Below are 23,102 nucleotides of genomic sequence, written 5' to 3' on the forward strand. Positions count from 1 at the left end.
CCCATCAGGTCCTGAACCTTCCGGTATATCAAAGGCAGCGCCTTGCGCGTTCCCGGCGACATTCCGTATCTTGGCTTCATGACCGTACGCGAGCATTACGACAATCACCTCGGGAATTTTTACGCCTGGATGGTCGGCGACTTTGCCAGCCGCCAGCAAGCGTTCCAGGATTTCCTGGTCGACCACCAGATCGTGCCCGCCTCCACGGGTATCGCCCTAGACCTGGGCGCCGGTCATGGACTGCAAACGGTGTCGTTGGCACGGCAGGGCTTTGCTGTAACGGCCATTGACTTTAACGATCAACTGTTACAGGCACTTGCGCACAATACGCAGGGGCTTACGGTCGGGATCATAAAAGAGGATCTCCGCCAGGTACACCGCTTTGCCCACTTGCAGCCCGAGCTGATCATTTGCTGGGGCGACACCCTTACGCACCTAGCCGGCCGCGACGACATCGCCGCATTACTTCAAAGTGCCTGCTCCATGCTCGCTCCCGGCGGCCTGCTCATGCTTTCCTTTCGAGATTACACCACACCGCTTACCGGCGACAGCCGCTTCATTCCCGTCAAAAGTGACGACACCCGCATCCTGACGTGCGTGCTCGACTACGAGCCTGAGACCTTGCGCGTGACCGATTTGCTACACATAAAAACCTCCCAAGGCTGGCAACAGCAGGTCAGCTCATACCAGAAGGTCCGGATCTCGCCTGCAGAGGTTGTGGCGGTGCTGGAAGGCAATCAGATGGCCATTCGGCTGCACGAGACCATTCACCGCATGGCGACGATTATCGCCGTGAAATTGGGAGTTTAACGAGCCTTTAGGGATATTTATTTGTTCGCAATTATTTGATTGTTATCGAGCGTATCTTTGAACGAGGCGATGAAGGTGAGCGCGCCGAGATCATCCGCTTTTATGGACAGGATGAAGTAGATCAAATATTGAAAAGTAAATCCTGAAAGATATGCCGGATCGGCTTTACTGGAATACCGTTACACCACTTTTAAAATCTGCCTTGAAAGATGTCATGAGTTGTCCGGCATTTGACTCCTTTCGCCTGATCGGCGGATTGGTACAAGTAGATATCAAGCGGCTGTGACGGAACTCTTTAAAATATACAAATTCGATCCTTCGGCGATCAGTGGCATCGAGGCCTCGCGCAACGAGCCTCATGGGCACGACTACGAAGAGCTACTGGTTGGTGCGGAAGGCACGCTGAAGCACTTTATCGATTTCCATGAACAGATCATGGAAGCGCCTTTCGTGAGCTTTGTTACCAAGGGCAAGATACACCGTGTGGTGCCGGGGTTGCAGAACGGTGCCTGCACCCTGTGGGTGATACGCTTTCGCAGCGAGTTTATACCCGAGACGATCTTTCAGCTCTATTCATTCTACCATGACAATGCCAACCTGTGCTTCACGCGCGATCACTGCTTTGCGCGGCTGGTAAGCTTGTGCGAAATGATGGTAGGAGAGATGGCCCAGCCGTCGCCCGACCTGGCCGTTGTACGCCAGTTGCTCAGCACGTTGTTTACCATGATTGAGTCTGAGCGCCGGAAGCAGTTGCCGGAAGAGGTGCAGCTACAAAACAGCCACAGCCAAACCTTCCGAAACTTCCTGGCCATCCTGGAAGAGAACTTTCGCCGCCCCGAAGGTGTGAGCTTCTATGCGGAGAAGTTGTTTATGAGCGCGCGCAACCTCAATCTTATTTGCCAGCAGATCTTACAGCAAAGCATTTCGGAGATCATCGAAACCCGCAAGCTGATCGAAGCCAAGAATCTGTTGATCACCACTGACAAGACCGTGGCCGAAATCGGATTTGAATTGGGCTACAACAACAAGGCGTACTTTACACACGCCTTTAAGAAGAAGGCGGGCCAGACACCAACCGACTTCCGGGAGGAAATGCGCCGCCTGATGGCCTAATGCCTCGGCGTCTTTTCCGGAAAGTGCAATAGAACTTCCGAAAACCTGTACCCACCACCCATTGTTTCCTGCGACCTTTGAGTACCCGCCAGGTCTATGCGCCGGTGGTTGTACAAACCTATTGGTTATGGACAGAAAAGACTTTTTACGAACCCTGGCTTTATGGCCCCTGGCGGGCGCAGCAATGAAAACGAATGCACTACACACGCTGACCGAAAACTTCGGTCCCACGGAAAAAATGCCGGTCGCATTTCTGGGCCACGGCTCGCCCATGAATGCCATTGAAGAAAATACATTTGTACAGGGCTTCCGGAACATCGCCCGCACATTACCCCGGCCGCGCGCGATTGTATGCGTGTCGGCGCACTGGGAGACCCGCGGCACATTTGTTACCGCCATGGACAAACCCCAGACGATCCACGACTTCGGTGGGTTTCCGCAGGCACTCTTTGACGTGCAATACCCCGCGCCCGGAAGTCCCGCGCTGGCCGCTGAAACACAGAAAACGATTACCCAAACAACGGTGGGTCTGGACCAGCAGTGGGGCCTCGACCACGGTGCCTGGAGCGTGCTGAAGCACCTGTATCCGGCAGCGGACGTGCCGGTGATCCAGCTTAGCCTGGACTACAGCAAACCGCCGGAGTATCACTACGCCCTGGCCAAAGAGCTGGCGGCACTGCGCCGCAAAGGTGTGCTGATTATCGGCAGCGGCAACATGGTGCACAACCTGCGCATGGTAGCGTGGGACAAAATGGATGTGCCCGGCTATGGATATGACTGGGCTCAGGAAGCAAACGCGAAGATGAAACAGTTTATCCTTGATGGTGATCATACTTCGCTGGTGCAATTCCGTAAACAAGGCAAGGCTTTTGATTTATCGATTCCGACGCCTGAACACTACTTACCTTTGCTCTATACGCTGGCCCTTCAAGAAAAGGATGACGAAGTCAGCTTCTTCAACGACGCGCTTGTCGCCGGGTCACTAAACATGACGTCGGTTCGCATCGGTTAAAAAAACACATCCATCTGTCCAATTCCACCATGTCCGGTCATTATGGGGATGTATATAATCCCATAATACCATGAAACAAAGAACAAATTTCTATCAGAAAAGCCCCGGCGTCGTCAAACTGTTGTTCAACCTCTCCGGCTATCTGTCAAAGTCCACGGTAGAGCCATCGCTACTGCAGCTGGTGAACTTTCGTGTATCGCAACTAAACGGCTGCGCCTTCTGCCTGAATGCCGACACCGCCATGCTGCGCGCCGGCGGCGAGACTGAACAACGCCTGTACGTTCTGAACGCCTGGCGCGAGGCCCCGTTTTACACGGAACGCGAGCGCGCCGCCCTGGCCTGGGCGGAAGCCGTGACCAACATCCGCGACGGACAGGTCCCGGACGAGGTATATGAAACGGCCACCAAACATTTCTCCGAAGAGGAATTGATCGACCTCACGCTTACGATCACGACAACCAATACGTATAACCGGTTTAACATCTCCTTTCGTACGCCGGCGGATGTGCCCAGGCCATGGGAGAAAGTTGTAGAAGCACGGTAACGGGTATCGGCGCCTGTCTTTTCCCCTCGCGGGCGCCGGTTACAGGCTGCATACGATGGTTTGCTGCGGATGTCCTATCTTGTGGGTGTGATCTGACGCATATATGCTTCCATCGATTCGCCGACAGCTTACCATGTTTGTGCCTCATCCCGATGCGACTGTTATCGAATCGATTCGTAGTCATTACAATCCCGCGCAGCGGGCAATAATAGACAGCCACGTAACACTCTGCCGTGAAGACGAACTTACATCGCTTGACCAGGTTTTGCAAAATCTCAATATACTTCAACAACCACCGCTTACGATCAGGTTCGGTGATATAATACCCTCAGAAGGAGGTAAGGGTGTATTGCTTCCAGCCGTGGCGGGCCGCGAAGCGTTTCATCGGGTGAGACAAATACTATTGCAGGATATAACAAGTCATCCCCGGGAAATAGAGCCACATATTACGCTCATGCACCCGCGAAATTCAACCTGTAACGATGCAATCTTTGAGGAGATCCGTTCCTATAAATTACCGAAGGTCATACAATTTGACGCCATTTCGCTTATTGAACAGGTCGACGGTGGACCGTGGCAAGTTCAGCAAACCTATAAATTGCCTTGGCAGTAGATTTGGAAGGAATGGAGTTTTCAGGATGGCTTTACCAAAACAAACCTGTAATAGGGTCTTGTTCCATCCTTTAACGTGGTATAGAATCTTGATCCGACCACACCGGCAAAGTCACAAAATAGCTTCTGGTACCGCGGAGGTACAAGTGATTCAATTTTGGCTCTCTTAGATCCATCGTCTGATTCAATGGCGGCAACCACGTTGGCGCTAATGTTCTCCTCACTCAATAAAGTCAATCCCGAGTCTTTTAACTCTTGCTTAAATAAATCCATGTTCTCCACGGAATTTCGGAAATCCACCAGCAGGAGGTGTCCACCCGGCTTGAGTACCCGGAGAACTTCGCTCAAGAAATTTTTCACGTCACCATAGCCATGGCAGGATTCGACGTTCATGACAACATCAATGGAGTTACTATCGACGGCCAACGACTCGCCGCTACCTTGTACAAAAGAGAGGTTCGGGAGTATGTGAAGTTTGCGTGCCAAATGAACGGCATTTTTGGCAATATCAAGTCCGACGTACTGCACTGGATTGAAGTTGCCGGCGACATATCGGGCGCCACCGCCGCGACCGCTACCGATCTCTAAGACCGTTTTTCCAGTAAAAGTAGCTTTACAGGCAAGGTAATGATACATGTTGGCGGAGTGCTGCTGGTCTTTTACCTCAAAGGGTGCGATGTTGACCTCAATTTCTTTGATATTGGGGATATAGCCATAATTCATAAAATGCCAGTCGGCAGCAGGAATATATTTTGCTAAGACTTCATACGTCACTTTAGCATTGAACCTTTTGAACCAGGAGAATTTTTTGAATATGGAAATGACCTTGTTGACAACAAGCATAGATGGAAAGGGGATTTAATAGATTACAATAATTGGAAGATAAAAGCGTGCCCGGGGTAACCGGATCGCGAACCTCTCCAGCCTGCTAAGAGAGTGTTGATATGGTAGGATTTACTTGTGCCTTCATTAACAGTCTCAAGATACAAATTCCCATCGCCATAACCAACTCAGGATGCGTTAATGGTTTCGGCTGGCAATCCTTATTGAGTACAATAGTAAGTTTCTCACTTATAATGACTATCTTGTGCCGAAACTGGATTTTCAATCAATTTATTCTCCCCCAGAATTTTTTGTTTTTCCTTAATTTGCCTTGATCAGCAAGTTGCCGAATCAAGGCTGTTTACATATTATTCATCAAACCAATTACATGCGACAACTTAAGATCAGTAAGCAGATTACAAACCGAGAGAGTCAATCTTTGGATAAATATTTACAGGAAATAGGGAAAGTAGATCTGATTACGGCTGAAGTTGAGGTGGAGCTGGCCAAAAGAATAAGAGAGGGTGATCAAGTGGCGTTGGAAAAACTCACGAAAGCAAATCTTCGCTTTGTGGTGTCGGTGGCTAAACAATACCAAAATAATGGACTCTCGCTTGGGGATCTTATCAACGAAGGTAATCTTGGTTTGATCAAGGCGGCCAGCAGGTTTGACGAAAAAAGGGGATTCAAATTTATCTCCTACGCAGTCTGGTGGATTCGCCAATCCATTATGCAGGCACTTGCGGAGCAATCGCGTATCGTCAGGTTGCCATTAAACCGTATTAGCTCACTCACGAAAATATCTCAAACCTTTGCTCACCTCGAGCAGAAATTTCAGCGTGAACCCTCCACCGAGGAGGTGGCCGAGACTATCGGTGTCACCACCGATGAGATTACGGATAGTTTAAGAATAGCGGGTCGCCAGGTATCGGTTGATGCTCCGTTTTCTCAAGGCGAGGACGGTAGTTTGCTCGATGTCCTATCGGATGTGAATGAATCGAATCCCGAATCGGCGATGATGGCGGAGTCACTTATCCAGGAAGTACAACGATCGCTGGCGACGCTGACAACGCGGGAAGCAGAAGTGATTAGTTTGTATTTTGGATTGAACCGTAAAGAATCTCTAACCTTGGAAGAGATCGGCGATAAATTTAATATCACGCGCGAGCGTGTACGACAGATAAAAGAGTCGGCAACCAGACGGTTAAGGCATACAGCCAAAAGTGGGAAATTAAAATCCTATCTAGGGTAATAGAACAGAGATAACGATCGGCCTGCTTTAGGCCGATCTTTTTTTTGTCCTACGCTACTGCCGGTTGCCAGGGAAATTGAGCCTTAACGGCGTTTACGGCCGTAATTAAGACTGGGTAAGCTCACGCTCAAAGTACGCGAACTGTTTATGCCCCGGGTCATTGACTACTGCGCAGTAATAAATACGCTGATAGTATTGATGGACCACCAACGGCAGACTGGGATTAATCTTTGCTGTCACGAAGGTGCCGATCGGGTAGATGTTGTCTTTACTGGATGTATTCATAATCTCGTTTATTCGTTAAAGTATGCCACCAGCTATTGGTCAAGCGACGACACAAATTCAGTTTGTTCTTTGTAAGCAGCATAAACGGTCTGCAGTTGGTGACAAGCATCCGTGGAGGAAATAATCTTTGCAACGTCCGGATTTAGGTGAACCAGACTGGCCTGAATCTGATGGCGCCGGGCAAAGGAACTTATCATTACGGCCTTGTGTACACAGGATATGTGGCTCATACGCGCTTTTATTCCGGTTAATTTCCGCGCTTGCACGGGAATTTCGGCAATACCAAATGTACCGACCTCTACCTTCTGGTCAGCGTTCACGTAGTAATTCATAACGAGTAGAATTGTTGTCGTAATATGCGTTAGTTTGTTGGAGCAGGTATTACAGCAGCATGGATAAATGTTACATACTTCACGCATATATTTTGTGTGAGTGGCGGGCATCATTATTTACTTCATTGTAGTAAGCAGATCAATTTGTTGTCGGGCAGGAAAAACATAACACCGCGTATGAAATTATATGTCAAATATATGGTCAGTCCCCGGTGTAAGCTGATTGTGATGAGAGAACTGAGGCGGCTGGGGATTCGTGGCGTGGTGGTCGACCTGGGTGTGGCAGAAATAGTAGGCGACATTACAGACGATCAACGGTCAAGGTTGGGCAACAATCTACTGACGTCAGGGTTGGAATTGCTGAAGGATCCCAAAAGCATCCTGGTGGAACGGATCAAAAACGTGATTACGGAATTGATCCACTACTCTAAAGAGCTGCCGCTGCGAAATTATTCAGATTACATTAGCGAAAAGTTGCAATATGACTACACATACCTTTCGAATGTATTTTCAGCGGTTAATGGTGTGACCATTCAGCAGTTCATTATTCTTAATAAAGTTGAGCGGGTGAAGGAGCTGTTATTATACGATGAATTGAACCTGACAGAGATTTCGTATCAGATGCATTATAGCAGCGTGGCACATTTATCCAGCCAATTTAAGAAAGTTACCGGCCTTACGCCTTCTTATTTTAAGAAGGTGACACACACACGACAGCAAAATCTGGAGAATTTATAGTGTCGGGGCGTGCGCGAACTATGTAACGATCTCCTATCCGGCTGTAACCGCGTGGGCGTATTAGCTTATATCTTTGAAGTGCCTTTTTACGGTGCACTACCGCTATGCCAAAAGTACGAAGCATTTTTCTCGTAGAAGATGATCAGGACGATCTGGAATTTTTCATAACTGCGCTTCGGAACATTGATGACGTATGGCTATCCGACGTGGCCGTTAATGGCAGAGAGGCCATTGAAAAGCTTCGTTTCATGCCGGTGCTTCCTTCTATTATTTTCGTTGACTATTATATGCCCATCATGAATGGGCTGGGCTTCTTAAAGGAGAAAGCCAAATATCCGTTGATTAAAAATGTTCCGGTGGTCATGCTGAGCTCATCTTTTGAGAAGCGCGAAGAAGCATTGAGGAACGGCGGGAAAATCTTTATATTAAAACGACATGACGAGAACTCCCTTCGCGCGGAGGTAGAACAAGCTGTCAACATGGGACTGTAGACATAGTAAAAGCACCCGCCGGAATGTTCCGAGGGTGCTTATAGACAGGGTTCATTACAGTATTCCTATACGTCCCCGGGCTAATATTTGGATAACCAGGCGGCTTTTATAGTTGCGTTTCTGTGGGTTCGGCAGGGGGGAGGTTCGCCTTTTCGAGATTGCTCCTCCGAGCCTTTTCGATCTTCTTAAAATACGATGGCGTAAGGCCGGTAACGTTTTTAAACTGGTTTGATAAATGCGCTACGCTGCTATAATTTAATCTATAGGATATTTCGGTCAAATTCAGTTTGTCGTACAAAAGTAGCTCCTTTACACGCTCGATCTTATGTAAAATAACGAATTGCTGTATGGTAATGCCTTTAATCTCCGAGAAAATAGTGGATAAATACGTGTAGTCACATTGAAGCTTCTCGCTTAGGTACTCTGGGTAGTTATTTACAGTAAGCTGCCCGTCGGAATAATGGATTGATTCGATGATGACGTTTTTTATGCGCTCGATCAAAACGGTTTTGTTGTCGTCAAGCAGCTCAAGTCCGGTTTTTAGTAGTCGTTCGCGTAGTTCCAGCCGTTGTTGGTCTGTAATATCTTCTAAAATCTCGACCACACCGAGGTCGACGGCCACTTCGTGTAATCCCAGCTTCTTCAACTCTTCCTTTACAACCAGCTTACAGCGCAAACTGACCATGTACTTGATGTACAATTTCATGATATAAGTTTATGCACGTTACCAATCCTTTCTAATGGTACGCTATTGCACCGCAGGTCGCCCCAGGCTATGCAAATGGGTGATATGGGAGACGAATGCCGACCACATAGTCTTGTACTCCTGATAAGCAATGCCGTATTCGAGGCAGGTTTGCCTGACATAACGGGCGATGACCGGGTAATGAACATGACTGATTCGCGGAAAGAGGTGATGCTCCACCTGGAAATTAAGCCCTCCCAGTATCCAGTAGAGAAACTTGTTGCTGGTAGCAAAATTGGCCGTTGAACGTATTTGATGGACAGCCCAGTCGTACCGCTGGCCTTCTGCCCCGGCAGAGAAAAATTGAGTTCCTTTAACAACATGCGCCAGTTGAAACACGATGCTGATGCCGACGCCGCACACAAACGTTATGACTAAAAAACCTACCAGCCACGGTAGCCAACCTAACCAGAAAATTGGAAACGCTATATAGAATAGTACATAAAGCACCTTTGTTGCCCAGAAGATAACATGCTGTCCTACTGGTAATCTTTTTCGAGGCGAGTTTGGTGAGATCCGGCCGGCAAAATATTTTTGAAAGTCTTCGTAGAATACCCACGCCAGATAAGAAATGCCATATAGAAAGATCCAGTAAATATGCTGTAAACGATGGTACGGACGTAGAGGCTGATCGTCATGCAGGCGCATAAACGGCTTGACATCTATATCCGAATCCATTCCCTCGACATTCGTGAACGTATGATGATTGACATTGTGCTTTACCTGCCAGAAGTAGGCATTGCCACCCAGGGCGTTGAGGAAATGGGCCGCAAGGATATTAACCCAGCGATGTCTTGAGAAGCTTTGGTGCCCGCCATCGTGCATCACATTGAATCCTATCAGCGCGAGGTTCAATCCCAGCAGAACACAGAGAACTATTGCCACCCAGGCGACAGGTGTAAAAAATACAAGCGTACCGTACAGCGTCACCGCTGTAAAAAACAGCAATGCGCTTTTGATCAGTAACATCTTGTTTCCAGTAGGATGAATTTTGTTTTCGGCAAAATAGTCATCTACACGTTTTCGCAATACGCTGAAGAATTGGCTTTGGGTTTTGTCAAACGAATAAGTCATTCCAGTGGGGTTTCTATGCTACTACTACTACAACAGTCCGATCTTGTTTATCGTTCGTTCATGTAAAAATCATTCCACCCCCATATTTTGTAATTTTCCCCGTATCACGAGACATCTTCATATCCGCTCTTAATAATTGTGGTAACCATTTTAAAGCGGGCGATCGCCGCCATGGAGCTACGCATATGGGCGGGAATGACAATGGCTTCACCGACCTTCAACGTGATGGCTCTGGACTCAATGAAAACTTGTGCAGTACCCTCGGTTATCTGGATCAACGTGTCAAACGGCGAGGTTCCCTCCAGTAGATTCTTGCCGGCGTTGAAAGCCGTTGCAACAACCGTTCCGGATAGCTTTTTGATAATAGGCCGGGAGGTAATGGAATCAGTGGTGTATTCAACTGCATCGACCAGCATAAAGCGGTCGCCTCTTTCAATTTCTTCTTTGTTCATAATCGTGAATCGTGAAATTGTTGCTGAATTGCCTGTAGTAAAATTGGTAGCCAGGTCAAGAATGATGATTTCAAAGTTTTGTATGCCGCGTAATACGCTAAATTAGAGTACGTACAGGTTGCGTCAGTTATAGAACGACCGGATCGATTTGCATAGTTTACAGATGGATAGTATACAAAACGTGATTCATGTAACAATCCACTGTCGTTGTATAACCGTTTTTGCTGGCATAGTTGCAATCTTTGTAATGACGAGAGTTCTAAGCGGATTGATGCGGAGTTGGCCCGCGAGCCCTGAGCGATGAGAACGCGTCATCACTAGGATAAACAAAACAACATGAGAAAAAAATTACTGCTGATCTGCATTGCGATCTTATTCATCGCATGCCACCACGCGCGAGCGCAAAGCGGCGCCATAGGGTTCCACGTCACCATGTCTGAATATGACGGTGACTTAAATGATAATCAACATCATTTTTATGATTTTAATTACAAACAAGTAGGTGGTGCCGTATCGTTGCAACAATACCTCAATCCTTCGTTCAATTTAGTGGAAAAGGTTTCGTTCAATCAGGTACGTCATCAAAATGATCTGGCAACGATTGGCGTGGATGCGGATTTCTACACGGTCAATTTGAAACTGAAGTACAAACTAAATAACGGCTATCTGCTAAAAGAAGAGGCTGCTATTGCGCCATTTTTGGTGGCGGGTATCGGCGGCACATATATCGATTCCAAGCAGTTTGTGGAATCAAGCTCATCGCCCATCACCGACGGCGAGGTAAAGGCCAACGTCGCGGCAGGTGTCGGTATTCTGTTTCAGTTCAACGACCGGGTGGGCCTGGAAGTGGCCAACACTATTAATGCCCCGCTTTACGACGCCTGGGACGGCGTGGACCAGGGTGGAAACGATTTGTATCTGCAGCACAGTGCGGGCCTTATATTCAATCTCCGTAAGCCGCGGGATGTCGACAATGATGGCGTAGCGGACCGGAAGGATAAATGCGCCGATACGCCCGCCACCGCAAAAGTAGACTCAAAAGGATGTCCTGTAGATACTGACAAGGATGGCGTGGCCGATTATCTCGACAAGTGTCCGATGCTTGCGGGCACAACCACACTTGCGGGATGTCCTGACAAGGACGGAGATGGCGTAGCGGATGGAGATGATACTTGTCCCGATGTACCTGGCGCCACGCGCTTCGCAGGTTGTCCGGATACGGATGGCGATGGCATAGAAGACTCGAAGGATAAATGCCCTAATCTTGCTGGACTTGATATATTCCAGGGCTGTGCCGATGGTGATAGCGATGGTGTAGAAGACTCAAAGGATAAATGCCCCAATACAGAGAAAGGAATTAAAGTAGACGAAGTCGGTTGCCCGGCCGATACGGATGGTGACGGTGTAACGGATAATCTGGACGCATGCCCCACATCGAAGGGTGAAGGCTCTGTCAACGGTTGCCCCGAGATAAAGGAGGAAGTGAAAAAGAGATTGAATTTCGCTACCCGTGGCATTGCGTTTGAAAACGGAAAAGCCGTTCTGAAGCCGTCGTCTTTTCCCATGCTTAATGAAGTCGTGAGTATATTGGAGGAGTATAAGGATTACAAGCTGAAAATGGGTGGACATACAGACGCCAGCGGAAGCAATGCCACGAATCTGACACTTTCACAGGCACGTGTAGAATCCGTAAAAGCATACCTTGTCAGTAAAGGTGTATCGGAAGATCGCATTGAGGCAGTCGGTTATGGCGAAGAACAGCCCATTGCCACCAATGGCACGGCGGCGGGCAGAGCCCAGAACAGAAGGGTTGCTTTGGAGTTGATATTGAAATGATTGTCTATATATAGGTCTGGTTATTGAGTTAGTTTGAAGTGAACAGCACGTGCTGTTCACTTTTTTTGCTTTAGGGGTGGATGGTCTGAGCGAGACTGTGCCCCGTTATTATCCAAAAAGGTAATTGCCGATGTAACGCGTAAGCCGTAATTTATCCTCAAAAGCCCGAACATGAGAATCAAACATTTGTCCATTCTGAAATTTGCGGCGGTGTTTGTGTTGCTGCCCGGCTGCAATGGTGACGATGACATCCCTAGTATCACATCGTACTTGAGCTTACCTATGATGCGAACGACAATGTAACCCACTTAAAACAATTTTTACTATTCCGCGAAGGGGTGTATAATGTCAACGTGCCTTCTGAAAGCTATTTTGTTTATAAACAGGATGTTCAGACGGAGATAGACGTCACCTATGATGATAAGCCTTCTCCTTACAGCGCTATGTCGAAATATTGGAAATTTGTGCAAGAGGATTGGGGGTATGTCATTAATAGTAATTGGCAGGCGATTATTACTTCATTGAGCAAGAATAACCCAGTGACAATGCACTACTCGCTTGTTCGGGGCAACGAAGCCGATACGAACAGCACCCTGACGTATGACTATAATGAACAGGGTTTTCCGGTCGGTGGTTATACGTACGATTGCCAGTAGTTTTTATAATGATAGACGCGCGCTATTTTGTATTCGGCCTGATCGTAAGCTTATATTTTTTAGGCGGCAGTCCGACCTTCTTTTTAAAGATACGCGAGAAATAAAACTCTGATTCAAAGCCCAGGTGAAACGCAATTTCTGCTACCGTAAGATCCGTTTCCTTTAGTAGCGTACAGGCTTTTTCAACGCGCAGATTAATGTGGTATTGCCCCGGCGAGACCCCCATTATCTCCTTGAAGACCCGTCGGAACCAGGGATAACTTACCCCGAGCTCTTTCGCGAGCTGTTCGAGGTTAACATTCTTATCAACATTTTCGTGGATCCTGAATCTTGCCTGATGAATTATCTTATTCTGGTTTTGACGTTGGGCATCGCTGTTAATGGCAGAAGCATAGACAATGGCAAGTAATTGACTAATGAGGCACGATGAAAACTGGCGATATGCCACGCCTTCGTATTTTACCGTTTCGATGAGCTTGATGAACACACTCATCAGCTCAGCGCTCATTCCGATCTGAATGAAAGGTGCAGAAGGTTTAAAACAGGGTTGCCCCATTAAATACTCCACATAGCTGCCCCGATAACCTACCCAGAATTCTTCCCACCCAGTTTCTTCCGATGGTCTGAAGCGATGCCAGACACCGGGGAATAAAAGAAACGCAGTTCCGGCTTCTACCACGGTCGTGCCTGACAGCTCTGATTCAAAGATCCCATTCCCATTCGAGATATAGACTAATTGAAACTCCTTTAAGGTTCTGCCTTCTTCCCAATTGAAGTAATAGGAATTGGGGTGCGATTTATCGGGATAGTGCGTATTGGCCTTATGAATATTGTGTCCCACGGTAAGCACTGAGATTCCCCAATCGGTTTGGTCTTCCGTTCCGTGTTCCCGCTCGTTCAGGTATTTGCGATAGATCTCAGGCATGGTCTGTAAGCAAAAAGGATAAATGGATAATCAAAAAATTCATGTTTTGGGACGTTACGTTACGCTCAATTTACATTGTTGAATTTAATAACGTTTGCATGAAAATATATACTTATATCGATTGAAACTATACGGCAATCGGTTTTATCGCTAATAATTATGGAATACCCCTGTAGACAACGGTATCGATACCTCTTTTATCCGGACCCCTGAAACGCACCTAACCAAGATCAAAAAAGATAAACCAAACGACCTATGGAAATAAAAATTTTACTGGCTACACTCAGGAAGCACAGAGTGCCTTTCTTACTTATCGTGCTGCTTTATTTTCCTTTTTCATCGCAGGCGCAGGTTGTTGTAACGGGTACTGTCAGCGATTCTATCGATGCGGTGTCCATGCCGGGCGTCAATATCCTCATTAAAGGAACTACCGCCGGTGCCACGACGGATAGTGACGGTAGATACTCCATTGAAGTTCCGGATGCAAACAGTATCCTGGTTTTTTCCGCTATTGGATATGCTTCCCGGGAAGTGAAGGTAGGCGGAAGAACAATCCTTGACATGACTCTTTCAGTCGACGAGAAAACCCTTGCGGAGATCGTCGTGGTCGGTTATGGCACCTCACGGAAGGCAGAGATTACTTCTGCCGTGTCCGTGATCGACATGCGCGCTATTGGTAATCCGCCTGTTTCCAATGCCGGGCGTTTGCTGATGGGGCAGGCTCCGGGTGTACAGGTCAGGCAGACGCAGGGTAGGCCCGGTGCGGAACTGGAAGTAACCATTCGCGGCGTCGGCTCCCTGGGCGCGGGCAGTGCGCCGTTGTATGTAGTGGACGGATTTCCCGTTGGAACCGCCATTGGCCAAAGCCTGAATCCGTCGGATATCGAAAGTATAACGGTGTTGAAAGATGCCGCCTCAACGGCTATTTACGGAGCAAGAGGCTCGAATGGTGTTGTTCTGATCACTACCAAATCGGCCAAAAGCGGCCAGGTGAGCTTAACGTTTGATATCAATACGGGTATTCAAAATCTCCCTGATTCGAGGAGCACCAAAATGATGAACGGTGTGGAGTTTGCTCAATTTAAGAAGGAGAGTTTTATAGACCGGATCCGGTACAATGAAAACCGGGAGCCTGATCCTGGAGAGATTCCCGAAGAGTTTCGAAATCCAGAAGAGACCCGGTATTCTACGAACTGGTTGAAGGAGATTACCAACCAGAATGCTGCATTTCAGAATTACAATATGTCTGCTGCTGTCGGTGGAGGAAAGTTCAGGTCGCTGATTTCCGCTGGATATTTGAATCAGGAGGGTCTTATTATGAAGACAGGCCTGAAACGTTACAACGTTCGGGCCAACATGGACGGAACGATAAATGATTTTATTTCGGTAGGATGGAACATCGCCGGGGCGAACTTCACAGACCGCTATGCCAGCACGAATTACCGCGATGGTTTGATTGGCCGTGCGCTGTGGGCCGACCCCCGGTATCCCGTGTATAATGATGACGGTTCTTTTAACGCATACATTGGCGGAACCAACGGTGTTTTCGGAACGGCCAATCCTGTTCAGGAACTGCATGAAATGGACCGGCACCTTACCCAAACCAACGTATTGACGAATGGTTATGTGCAGCTGTCATTCTTGAAACATTTCAAATTCAAGTCATCGGTTAGTGCGACCCTGGTCAATAACGAGCGGATGGAGTTCAGGCCCTCTACGCTGGCCGGGACCGGGTTCAGTCAACCGCCACCACAGCCGGCATCGAAGCTTGAGGAATATTTCAAATCCAACAATATTGCGGCCGATCAACTTTTAACATACTCCCATAAGATCAGTAACCATTCTTTTGAGGCGCTGTTGGGATACACAGCGCAAGAGTATACGGAGAAGATTATAACCGGAACGGGAAATACGTTTGCTGATGATATTGTGCGGATTCTGGATGGGGCGAAAACCCGTGATGTTTCATCAGACGAAGCAAGCTGGAGCTTACTGGCCTACTTTGGTCGCGTGAATTATTCTTTTAAGGATAAATATCTCTTCTCCGGTTCTTTTCGCAGAGAAGGAAGCTCACGCTTTGGGATCAATAGCAAATGGGGGAGCTTTCCTGCAGCCTCGGTCGGCTGGCGCATCAGCGAAGAGTCGTTCATGCCTGAGGTATCCTGGCTGACGGATCTAAAACTGCGCGCAAGCTTTGGCGTTACCGGTAACAACAACATCGGAAATTACCCAAGCCTGGCGGCGATGGTATCCTCCAATTATGTTATCGGAAATAACCTGGTGAATGGAAAAATACTGGGATCGTTTGCCAATGCCGACCTGGGATGGGAGCAGTCCAGGCAAACGGATATCGGGATGGACCTGTCTTTATTCGATAATAAGCTGACACTTCTGGCGGAGTATTATCATCGCACAACGGATAACATGCTCTTGTCCGTTCAGATCCCTGCCATTGCAGGCTTCAACAACGCCTTTTCAAATATCGGAAAGGTGGAAAATAAAGGGCTGGAGCTGGCACTTGACTACCGAACCAGGATTAGCGAGATCAATTTCCATAGCAGCTTTAATATCTCCTTTAATCGTAACAAGGTTCTGGCCATCCGGGGCGGAAACGATGCTATATGGCAAGGTACCTTTTATGATGGTCTGAGCGTATCGCGCGTAGGAAGACCGATCGGCATGATAACCGGTTACAAGGTGCTCGGCATATTTAATACGGAAGAAGAGATTGCTACATCACCCACACAGGACGGCGCCATACCGGGCGTTTACAGATACCTGGATCACGATAACGATGACGTCATATCCTATGCTGCAGACGACCGGGATATGGTTGAGATCGGTAATCCCAATCCCGATTTTACCTGGGGTCTGACCCTGGGCGGAGACTTCAAAGGATTTGATGTTAACGTTCTTTTTACCGGGGCACAAAACTACGATCTCTATCGGAACATCGAGTCCACAACCATGAATATGGATGGCGTCTTTAATGTTTTGCAATCCGGGGTAAACCGGTGGCGATCTAATACTGACCGTGGTGATGGCGTAGGTCCCACCTCAAATACCTGGAAATGGGAACGTGAATCCAATTCACGCTATGTTCACGACGCCAGCCACATGTGGGTACGAAATGTCAGCATTGGATATACCTTCTCCAAGATAGCGGCATTGAGCAGCGTCAGAGTGTTTCTCAATGCCGAAAACCTGGCTTTGATTTCGGACTATCCCGGCGGGAACCCGGAAGTTAACATCCGAGAAGGTACACAACCCGGCTTTGATGAAGAGGCGTATCCATTGCCCCGTACATTTTCCATGGGCGCCAGTATTAAATTTTAGATCCATATTTTAAATCCAAAGAGATATGAAATATATAGCGTATACACTCGTCGTGCTTTGCCTGCTATCGTGCGGTGACGACTTTCTTAATAAGACCGATCCCGCCACGTTGGTAGCGTCCGGTTTCTATAAAACCGAAGCGCAGGTGCAGCAAGCCGTAAATGGTGTCTATGGGCAACTTCAGGGGATCATCTTAAGTCAATGGCGGTACAACGAGTTTGTTACCGATAATACAACACTTCATTTTAATACAGGTGATCGCGGGCAAGGACCCGATATCGAAGCGTTGGAGTTCTGGCAGGTCAATTCGGGCACACCCACTATTTCCACCCTGTATAGCAGCGTGTATCTGTCCCTGGTGAATATTAACACAACGCTGGCAAAACTTCCCGAGGCAACATTTGATGCGACGCTCAAAACTCAATATGAAGGCGAGCTTCGATTCAGCCGGGCATATTATTATTTTCTGTTGGTCCAGTACTTTGGAGAAGTCATCATCATCACCGAGCCGTTACAAACTCCCACAGAGGCGTACGCGTTTGAGCGGCAGCCAGTCGATAACGTGTATGCGCTGATCCGGAGTGATCTTGACTTTGCCGTTGACGCCCTGCCCGCGAGCTATAATGCAACAAACAAAGGAAGAGCCAGCAAAGGTGCGGCCCTGGCATTGTTGGGGAAAGTACAACTGACCCGCAAAGAGTATGGTGATGCCATCACCACCCTTCGCCAGGTTTTGTCATTGGGGTATTCATTATTACCCGACTATGCGGCTGTTTTTGATCCGCAGAATAAGAATCATGTCGAGTCTATTTTCGATGTTCAGTTCCAGGGCGACAATACACAAGGGGAAGGAAGTAATTTTATCTATACTTTTGCGCCCCTCTATTCCGATGGCTCGGTCATCAATTTTCCCGGGCAAAACGGGGCGGGATGGAATATACCATCACGCGATATGATTGCCGCCTATGAACCAGGCGACCTCCGCAAAGAGGTGTCGTTAAAGGAGGGATACTTGAATCAGGCAAATGAATGGGTACCTGTTCCGTTTATCAATAAATACAATCATCCGCACACCATTCGTGGCATTACCAACGATAATTGGCCGGTGTTACGGTATGCCGATGTTTTGTTGATGTTGGCCGAAGCGATCAATGAGGAAGAGAAAGGACCCAGCACAGAGGCGTATGGTTATTTGAATACTATTCGCGACCGTGCAGATCTGGATGAATTAAGCGGATTGGATGAGGGATCATTCCGCGAGGCAGTTCTGAAGGAGAGACGAGTTGAGCTGGCCTTTGAGAATCATCGGTGGTTTGATTTGAAGAGAACCAAAACACCGGAAGCGCTGGCAACCTTCCTGAATGCTTATGCGGCGGTTGAGCGGAGCAACCCCACTACCGACCGGGGCGGCATTCCCTTTACCCCCGGCGACTACCAGTTTAGTCCGTATGAGGCATTGTTTCCGATCCCTGCGAGTGAAAGAAGGATCAATACGAAGTTGAGTCAAAATACGGGTTACAATTAATGAGATTGTGCTTCAAGTCAAGATCATGGGAAGAAACATTAACAAGATTATTCTGCCGGTGCTGTTGGCTATTGGTTTGTTCCCTGCGCCTAGTCATGCACAGCATACTGTTACCGCAGATTGGGGTAAAACACTCGTCACCTCTAAAACTACTCCCACGCTTCAATTGGTAGAGAACCCGATGGTAAGGCCCGGTTCACCGATCCACAAAAACGTGTTCAAAGCATTGAAAGATCTCCAGGCCGATTATCTGCGTTATGTTCCCTGGTTTCCCTATCCTAAAATGGCTGTCGCCGAATTACTTCCACCCACCAGGACAGAAACGTTTTGGGACTTTACATATCTGGATAGCACCATGCAGGCTGTTATGGAGGCCACCAAGGGGCATCCTGTTGTCATTAATTTTAGCACGACACCCGCATGGATGTGGGAGACAGCGAGCAAAGTACCGTATCCTGACGATCCCTATAAAACCACCTGGAACTACAACCAGGGAACAAAACTTAGAGATCCATCCATGAAAGAGCTGGCGGACTACTATGCGAGGGTTTTCCGTTGGTACACCCAGGGCGGGTTCACGGATGAGCTGGGGAAATTTCATAAATCGGGACATTACTATAAAATACCTTATTGGGAAGTACTGAATGAACCGGACCTGGAGCACAACATCCCGCCACCGATGTACACTGCGATGTATGATGCCATTGTCTCGGAGCTTAAAAAAATCTCCCGGGAAACAAAGTTTGTAGGAATCTCTGTCGCCTTCAGTAACAACCCGGAGTATTTTGAATATTTCCTGGACGCCAAAAATCACAAGCGCGGTGTTACCGTGGAAGGAATCTCCTACCATCATTATTCCACGCCGTCGTTTGAAGGACAAACACTCGAGTCCTATCAATATACATTCTTTGAAAAGGCCGACGCCTTTTTAGAGCGGGTGCGTTATATTGAGAACATCCGGAAGCGACTGTCCCCACAGTGTTTTACCATGATAAACGAATTGGGTGTTATCCTACGGGGCCCGGAAGTGTCTGGCCCTATCGATAATCATTACTGGAACCTCGCGGGCGCCCTGTACGCCCATCTTTTCCTGGAGTTGACAAAAATGGGTATTGATGTAGTGGGGGAGTCGCAACTGGTGGGCTATCCATCCCAGTTTCCAGACGTAAGCATGGTAAACTGGAAAAACGGCAATGGCAATCCCAGGTACTGGGTGTTGAAACTGTTGATCGATAACTTTCATCAGGGCGACAAACTTGTACAGACAATTTCAAATGTGCCGGGTGTCGCTACCCAGGGATTTGCCGGACCGAGCAGTAAAAGAATCTTGCTGATCAACAAGAAGAATACGCGCGCGGAGATAACGCTGCCGCAAGCAACGGGTACAACCAGGATCAGTTATGTCGATATAACCACGGGCGAAAATCCTCCCGGCAACGCGGTGGTAGTGGGTGGAAAAATTGTACTGGAGCCATTTTCAGTGGCGGTTGTCGAATTATGATTAAATCAGTTTATACAAGGTTGCTCTACCTGGTGAAAGGTTCTGCCTTCCTGATACTCCTTTTACTGCTCGGTTTCGATGGACGAGAGCGTCATGATGACCTCCAGACTATGAAAGCGCAATTTCTCCATCCGCCAGAGGATGCCCGGCCCGGTGTGTACTGGTATTTTATGGATGGCAACCTGTCGAAAGAAGGCATGACGGCTGATCTCGAATCGATGAAGCAGGAAGGCATTGGCAGTGTTTTGTTCCTGGAGGTAAATGTTGGCATCCCCCGTGGTAAAGTTGACTTTCTAAGCGAAGAATGGAAGACATTATTTGCGCATGCGGTGCACGAGTGTGAACGCCTGGGAATAGAAATGACGCTGGGGGTTGGTCCCGGTTGGACCGGCAGTGGAGGACCCTGGGTAAAGCCATCGCAATCTATGCAGCACCTGGTAAGCAGTAGTGTGGAAGTTGACGGATCGGTGAAGAAACCAATCGTGTTACCGGTACCCTTACCGAAGCGCCCGTTTTTTGGTGAAGATGTCTTTACACCGGAATTGGAAAAGGAATGGATGGATTTTTATGAAGATGTTGCCGTGCTGGCATTCCCATTGCCCGATCCTTATACCCTGGCAGATGTTGATGAAAAAGCGTTGTACTACCGTGCGCCGTATACTTCGCAGGCAGGCGTAAAAGAATATCTTCCCTGCAAAGCGAATTACCCCGTTCCGCCCGAGGGGGCGGTGATTGAAAAGAACCGGATCATAGACCTTACCGGCAAATTGGACGCTGACGGAAAGGTTTTGTGGCAAGCACCTCCCGGCAAATGGGTCGTTATGCGTTTTGGGCGCCGGAATAACGGTGCTGCTACTCGTCCGGCGCCGCTGCCCGGTCTGGGCTTTGAGTGCGACAAGTTCGATACCACGGCGTTTAATGCTCACCTGAAAGAATTCACCGGCACGCTTCTTCAAAAGATCGGCCCGCGAAACAAATCCTCTCCGGGAGGACTGACCATGCTGCACATGGATAGCTGGGAAATGGGCGCGCAAAACTGGAGCGTGGGATTCAGAAACGAGTTTAAGAAGCGAAGGGGGTATGACCCGCTTTTGTTTTATCCGGTATATGCCGGTAAGATCGTGGAGAGCGTGGAGATCAGCGAGCGGTTCTTGTGGGATCTGCGGCAAACATCGCAGGAATTGATCGTGGAGAACCATGCTAAACATCTAAAAAGATATAGTCATCGAAACGGGCTGGGGTTGTCGATAGAGCCGTATGATATGAATCCTACCGCCGACCTGGAGCTCGGTGCGGTTGCCGACGTGCCCATGTGTGAGTTCTGGAGCCCGGGCGGGTATAACGCTTCCTTCAGTTGTATCCAGGCTGCTTCCCTTGCGCATGTCAACGGTCAGGCTGTTGTTGCCGCGGAAGCATTTACCGCGGTGGATGGCTGGCGGCAACATCCCGCGTCCATGAAAAATCAGGGCGACTGGGCGCTTGCGGCCGGTGTAAATAAATTCTTCTATCATACCTTTCAACATCAGCCGCTGGATGACAAGTTAAAGCCGGGTATGACAATGGGGCCGTATGGCGTGCAATGGAACAGGAACCAAACCTGGTGGCCCATGGCCGATGCCTATCATATATATGTATCGCGATGCCAGTACGTATTGCGTCAGGGAAATGCCGTGGCGGACATTCTATACCTGACGCCGGAAGGCGCCCCGCACATTTTCCGGGCGCCGGCTTCAGCCTTGTCGGGAGATGTTTTTTTGCCCGATAGAAAAGCCTACAATTTCGACGGGTGCTCGCCCGGGCAGTTATACATGGCGTCCGTAAAAGATCATAAAATTACGTTTCCGGGGGGAGCGTCTTATCACGTACTTGTACTTCCCGCCTGGGAAACTATGACGCCGGCCTTGCTGAAGAAGATTACCTCATTGGTTGAAGCCGGCGCAACCGTTGTTGGCAGCCCGCCACAAAAAGCACCCGGCTTATCCGGCTACCCGCAGTGTGATGCAGTAATAAGATCTTTAGCAAGTGAGCTTTGGGGGTCGTCAGACATACCTGCCACGCAGACTGTGCGTCGCTATGGCAACGGGAAAATTATTTGGGGAGGTGAAGGGACTTCCAGAACGGATAACCTGTATCCTGTGTATGATGTGACGGCAGCGCTGTTGGCGGCGGCAGGCATACCAGAGGACTTCAAATCCGATCCTGCTATCCGGTATACACACCGTGCGTCTGACGCGTGGGATATTTACTTTGTTTCGAATCGCACGGACAAGCGGATCCAAACCAATGGCATGTTCAGGACGGCTAAAGGAGCTCCTTCATTGTGGGATCCTTTAACGGGGAAAACATACGACCTCCCCGAGTTTTCAGAAAGGGAAAACCAGATTACCGTTCCATTACAATTTGAACCCTACCAGAGCTTTTTTATTGTTTTTGAAAAGAGCAATAAGAAGCCTGTGCAGTCTAACAACTTTCCTTCCGTTACATTAGTCACTACTATAGATGGCCGCTGGACGGTTTCATTTGATAAGGCCTGGGGCGGACCGGGTACAACCTCATTTGACCGTTTGGAAGATTGGACACTGCGACCGGAAAACGGGATCAGGTATTATTCGGGTATTGCAGTATATACAAAAACATTTGATTTGCCGGTCAACACAAAGTTGCAGAAAGGCGAGAAATTGTTCCTGAACTTAGGGGAGGTGAGCGCGCTGGCGCGGATCCGAATCAACGGTAACGAGGTAGGCACCGTGTGGACTGCACCCTGGAAGGTAGATATCAGTGAAGTTGTAAAACAACGGCAGAATTTGCTGGAGATAGAAGTTGCTAACTTGTGGCCTAACCGCCTGATCGGCGATGAGCAACTGCGGGATGATGGAATACAACATGATCAATGGCCTGAATGGCTGTTGAACAATACGCGCCGCACAAGCGGGCGGTACACATTCAGCACATTCAAACACTTTAGTAAAGGCGACCCACTTCTTAAATCTGGGCTAATAGGGCCTGTTATCATTGAACAAAGCCATTTTTAATTGTTGAAC

At 48.4% G+C, this 23,102-nt stretch carries 21 protein-coding genes; 15 read left to right on the forward strand and 6 right to left on the reverse strand.

The window, feature by feature from the left end:
- Window positions 1-42 precede the first annotated feature (42 nt).
- The 6 genes from KK062_RS24880 to KK062_RS24900 all read left to right on the forward strand — a co-directional run bounded on the left by KK062_RS24880 (window position 43) and on the right by KK062_RS24900 (window position 4,092).
- A complete protein-coding gene (locus KK062_RS24880) occupies window positions 43-810 on the forward strand; it encodes a class I SAM-dependent methyltransferase (protein WP_254087081.1) in 768 nt (255 codons plus the stop codon).
- A gap of 35 nt (window positions 811-845) precedes the next feature.
- Window positions 846-956 (forward strand): DUF6922 domain-containing protein, encoded by a 111-nt coding sequence (locus tag KK062_RS31260; protein WP_438836541.1) that lies wholly within the window; start codon window positions 846-848, stop codon window positions 954-956.
- Window positions 957-1,092: 136 nt separating this feature from the next.
- Window positions 1,093-1,923 (forward strand): helix-turn-helix domain-containing protein, encoded by an 831-nt coding sequence (locus KK062_RS31005; RefSeq protein WP_254087082.1) that lies wholly within the window; start codon window positions 1,093-1,095, stop codon window positions 1,921-1,923.
- A 184-nt stretch (window positions 1,924-2,107) separates the two neighbouring features.
- A complete protein-coding gene (gene ygiD, locus KK062_RS24890; protein WP_498366326.1) occupies window positions 2,108-2,935 on the forward strand; it encodes a 4,5-DOPA-extradiol-dioxygenase in 828 nt (275 codons plus the stop codon).
- Between the two features lie 70 nt (window positions 2,936-3,005).
- A complete protein-coding gene (locus KK062_RS24895; protein WP_254087084.1) occupies window positions 3,006-3,479 on the forward strand; it encodes a carboxymuconolactone decarboxylase family protein in 474 nt (157 codons plus the stop codon).
- A 103-nt stretch (window positions 3,480-3,582) separates the two neighbouring features.
- Window positions 3,583-4,092, forward strand: a complete 510-nt coding sequence (locus KK062_RS24900) for a 2'-5' RNA ligase family protein (protein ID WP_254087085.1) — start codon at window positions 3,583-3,585, stop codon at window positions 4,090-4,092.
- Window positions 4,093-4,112: 20 nt separating this feature from the next.
- On the opposite strand, the gene KK062_RS24905 is transcribed toward KK062_RS24900, so the two are convergent.
- Window positions 4,113-4,934, reverse strand: a complete 822-nt coding sequence (locus KK062_RS24905) for a class I SAM-dependent methyltransferase (protein ID WP_254087086.1) — start codon at window positions 4,932-4,934, stop codon at window positions 4,113-4,115.
- A 367-nt stretch (window positions 4,935-5,301) separates the two neighbouring features.
- Between KK062_RS24905 and KK062_RS24910 the strand changes: the two genes are divergently transcribed.
- On the forward strand, window positions 5,302-6,165 hold the full coding sequence (locus tag KK062_RS24910) for a sigma-70 family RNA polymerase sigma factor (RefSeq protein ID WP_254087087.1): 864 nt from the start codon (window positions 5,302-5,304) through the stop codon (window positions 6,163-6,165).
- A 105-nt stretch (window positions 6,166-6,270) separates the two neighbouring features.
- Here the strand turns inward: KK062_RS24910 and KK062_RS24915 are convergent, their stop codons facing one another.
- Window positions 6,271-6,450 (reverse strand): hypothetical protein, encoded by a 180-nt coding sequence (locus tag KK062_RS24915; RefSeq protein WP_254087088.1) that lies wholly within the window; start codon window positions 6,448-6,450, stop codon window positions 6,271-6,273.
- 560 nt (window positions 6,451-7,010) lie between these two features.
- Between KK062_RS24915 and KK062_RS24920 the strand changes: the two genes are divergently transcribed.
- Window positions 7,011-7,520, forward strand: coding sequence for a helix-turn-helix domain-containing protein (locus tag KK062_RS24920; RefSeq protein WP_317195811.1), 510 nt, complete (start codon window positions 7,011-7,013; stop codon window positions 7,518-7,520).
- Between the two features lie 104 nt (window positions 7,521-7,624).
- Entirely contained in the window at window positions 7,625-8,011 is a 387-nt protein-coding gene (locus KK062_RS24925) for a response regulator (RefSeq protein WP_254087090.1), read from the forward strand.
- A 106-nt stretch (window positions 8,012-8,117) separates the two neighbouring features.
- On the opposite strand, the gene KK062_RS24930 is transcribed toward KK062_RS24925, so the two are convergent.
- From KK062_RS24930 to KK062_RS24940, 3 genes are all read right to left on the reverse strand, one after another.
- Entirely contained in the window at window positions 8,118-8,717 is a 600-nt protein-coding gene (locus tag KK062_RS24930) for a helix-turn-helix domain-containing protein (RefSeq protein ID WP_254087091.1), read from the reverse strand.
- A gap of 42 nt (window positions 8,718-8,759) precedes the next feature.
- Window positions 8,760-9,830 carry a fatty acid desaturase family protein gene (locus KK062_RS24935; RefSeq protein ID WP_254087092.1) on the reverse strand — a complete coding sequence of 357 codons (1,071 nt, stop codon included), beginning with the start codon at window positions 9,828-9,830 and terminating at the stop codon, window positions 8,760-8,762.
- 104 nt (window positions 9,831-9,934) lie between these two features.
- Window positions 9,935-10,282 (reverse strand): cupin domain-containing protein, encoded by a 348-nt coding sequence (locus tag KK062_RS24940; RefSeq protein WP_254087093.1) that lies wholly within the window; start codon window positions 10,280-10,282, stop codon window positions 9,935-9,937.
- A gap of 336 nt (window positions 10,283-10,618) precedes the next feature.
- Here KK062_RS24940 and KK062_RS24945 point away from each other — a divergent pair, with 336 nt between their 5' ends.
- Together KK062_RS24945 and KK062_RS24950 are read left to right on the forward strand one after the other, a co-directional pair.
- Window positions 10,619-12,118: an OmpA family protein gene (locus KK062_RS24945; protein ID WP_254087094.1), complete on the forward strand. Its 1,500-nt coding sequence runs from the start codon at window positions 10,619-10,621 to the stop codon at window positions 12,116-12,118.
- A gap of 353 nt (window positions 12,119-12,471) precedes the next feature.
- The gene (locus tag KK062_RS24950) at window positions 12,472-12,774 is read left to right on the forward strand and encodes a hypothetical protein (RefSeq protein ID WP_254087095.1); all 303 of its coding nucleotides are present in this window, start codon (window positions 12,472-12,474) and stop codon (window positions 12,772-12,774) included.
- Window positions 12,775-12,796: 22 nt separating this feature from the next.
- Here KK062_RS24950 and KK062_RS24955 read toward each other — a convergent pair whose 3' ends face one another.
- On the reverse strand, window positions 12,797-13,699 hold the full coding sequence (locus tag KK062_RS24955; RefSeq protein ID WP_254087096.1) for an AraC family transcriptional regulator: 903 nt from the start codon (window positions 13,697-13,699) through the stop codon (window positions 12,797-12,799).
- Between the two features lie 255 nt (window positions 13,700-13,954).
- On the opposite strand from KK062_RS24955, the gene KK062_RS24960 reads away from it, so the two are divergent.
- From KK062_RS24960 to KK062_RS24975, 4 genes are all read left to right on the forward strand, one after another.
- A complete protein-coding gene (locus KK062_RS24960; protein ID WP_254087097.1) occupies window positions 13,955-17,035 on the forward strand; it encodes a SusC/RagA family TonB-linked outer membrane protein in 3,081 nt (1,026 codons plus the stop codon).
- A gap of 25 nt (window positions 17,036-17,060) precedes the next feature.
- Entirely contained in the window at window positions 17,061-18,560 is a 1,500-nt protein-coding gene (locus KK062_RS24965; protein WP_254087098.1) for a RagB/SusD family nutrient uptake outer membrane protein, read from the forward strand.
- A 25-nt stretch (window positions 18,561-18,585) separates the two neighbouring features.
- Window positions 18,586-20,061, forward strand: coding sequence for a hypothetical protein (locus KK062_RS24970; protein WP_254087099.1), 1,476 nt, complete (start codon window positions 18,586-18,588; stop codon window positions 20,059-20,061).
- 110 nt (window positions 20,062-20,171) lie between these two features.
- A complete protein-coding gene (locus KK062_RS24975) occupies window positions 20,172-23,093 on the forward strand; it encodes a glycosyl hydrolase (RefSeq protein ID WP_254087100.1) in 2,922 nt (973 codons plus the stop codon).
- The last annotated feature ends 9 nt before the right edge of the window (window positions 23,094-23,102 follow it).

Source organism: Dawidia cretensis (assembly GCF_018598175.1).
In the GTDB taxonomy this organism is placed as follows: Bacteria; Bacteroidota; Bacteroidia; order Cytophagales; family Cyclobacteriaceae; genus Ohtaekwangia; species Ohtaekwangia cretensis.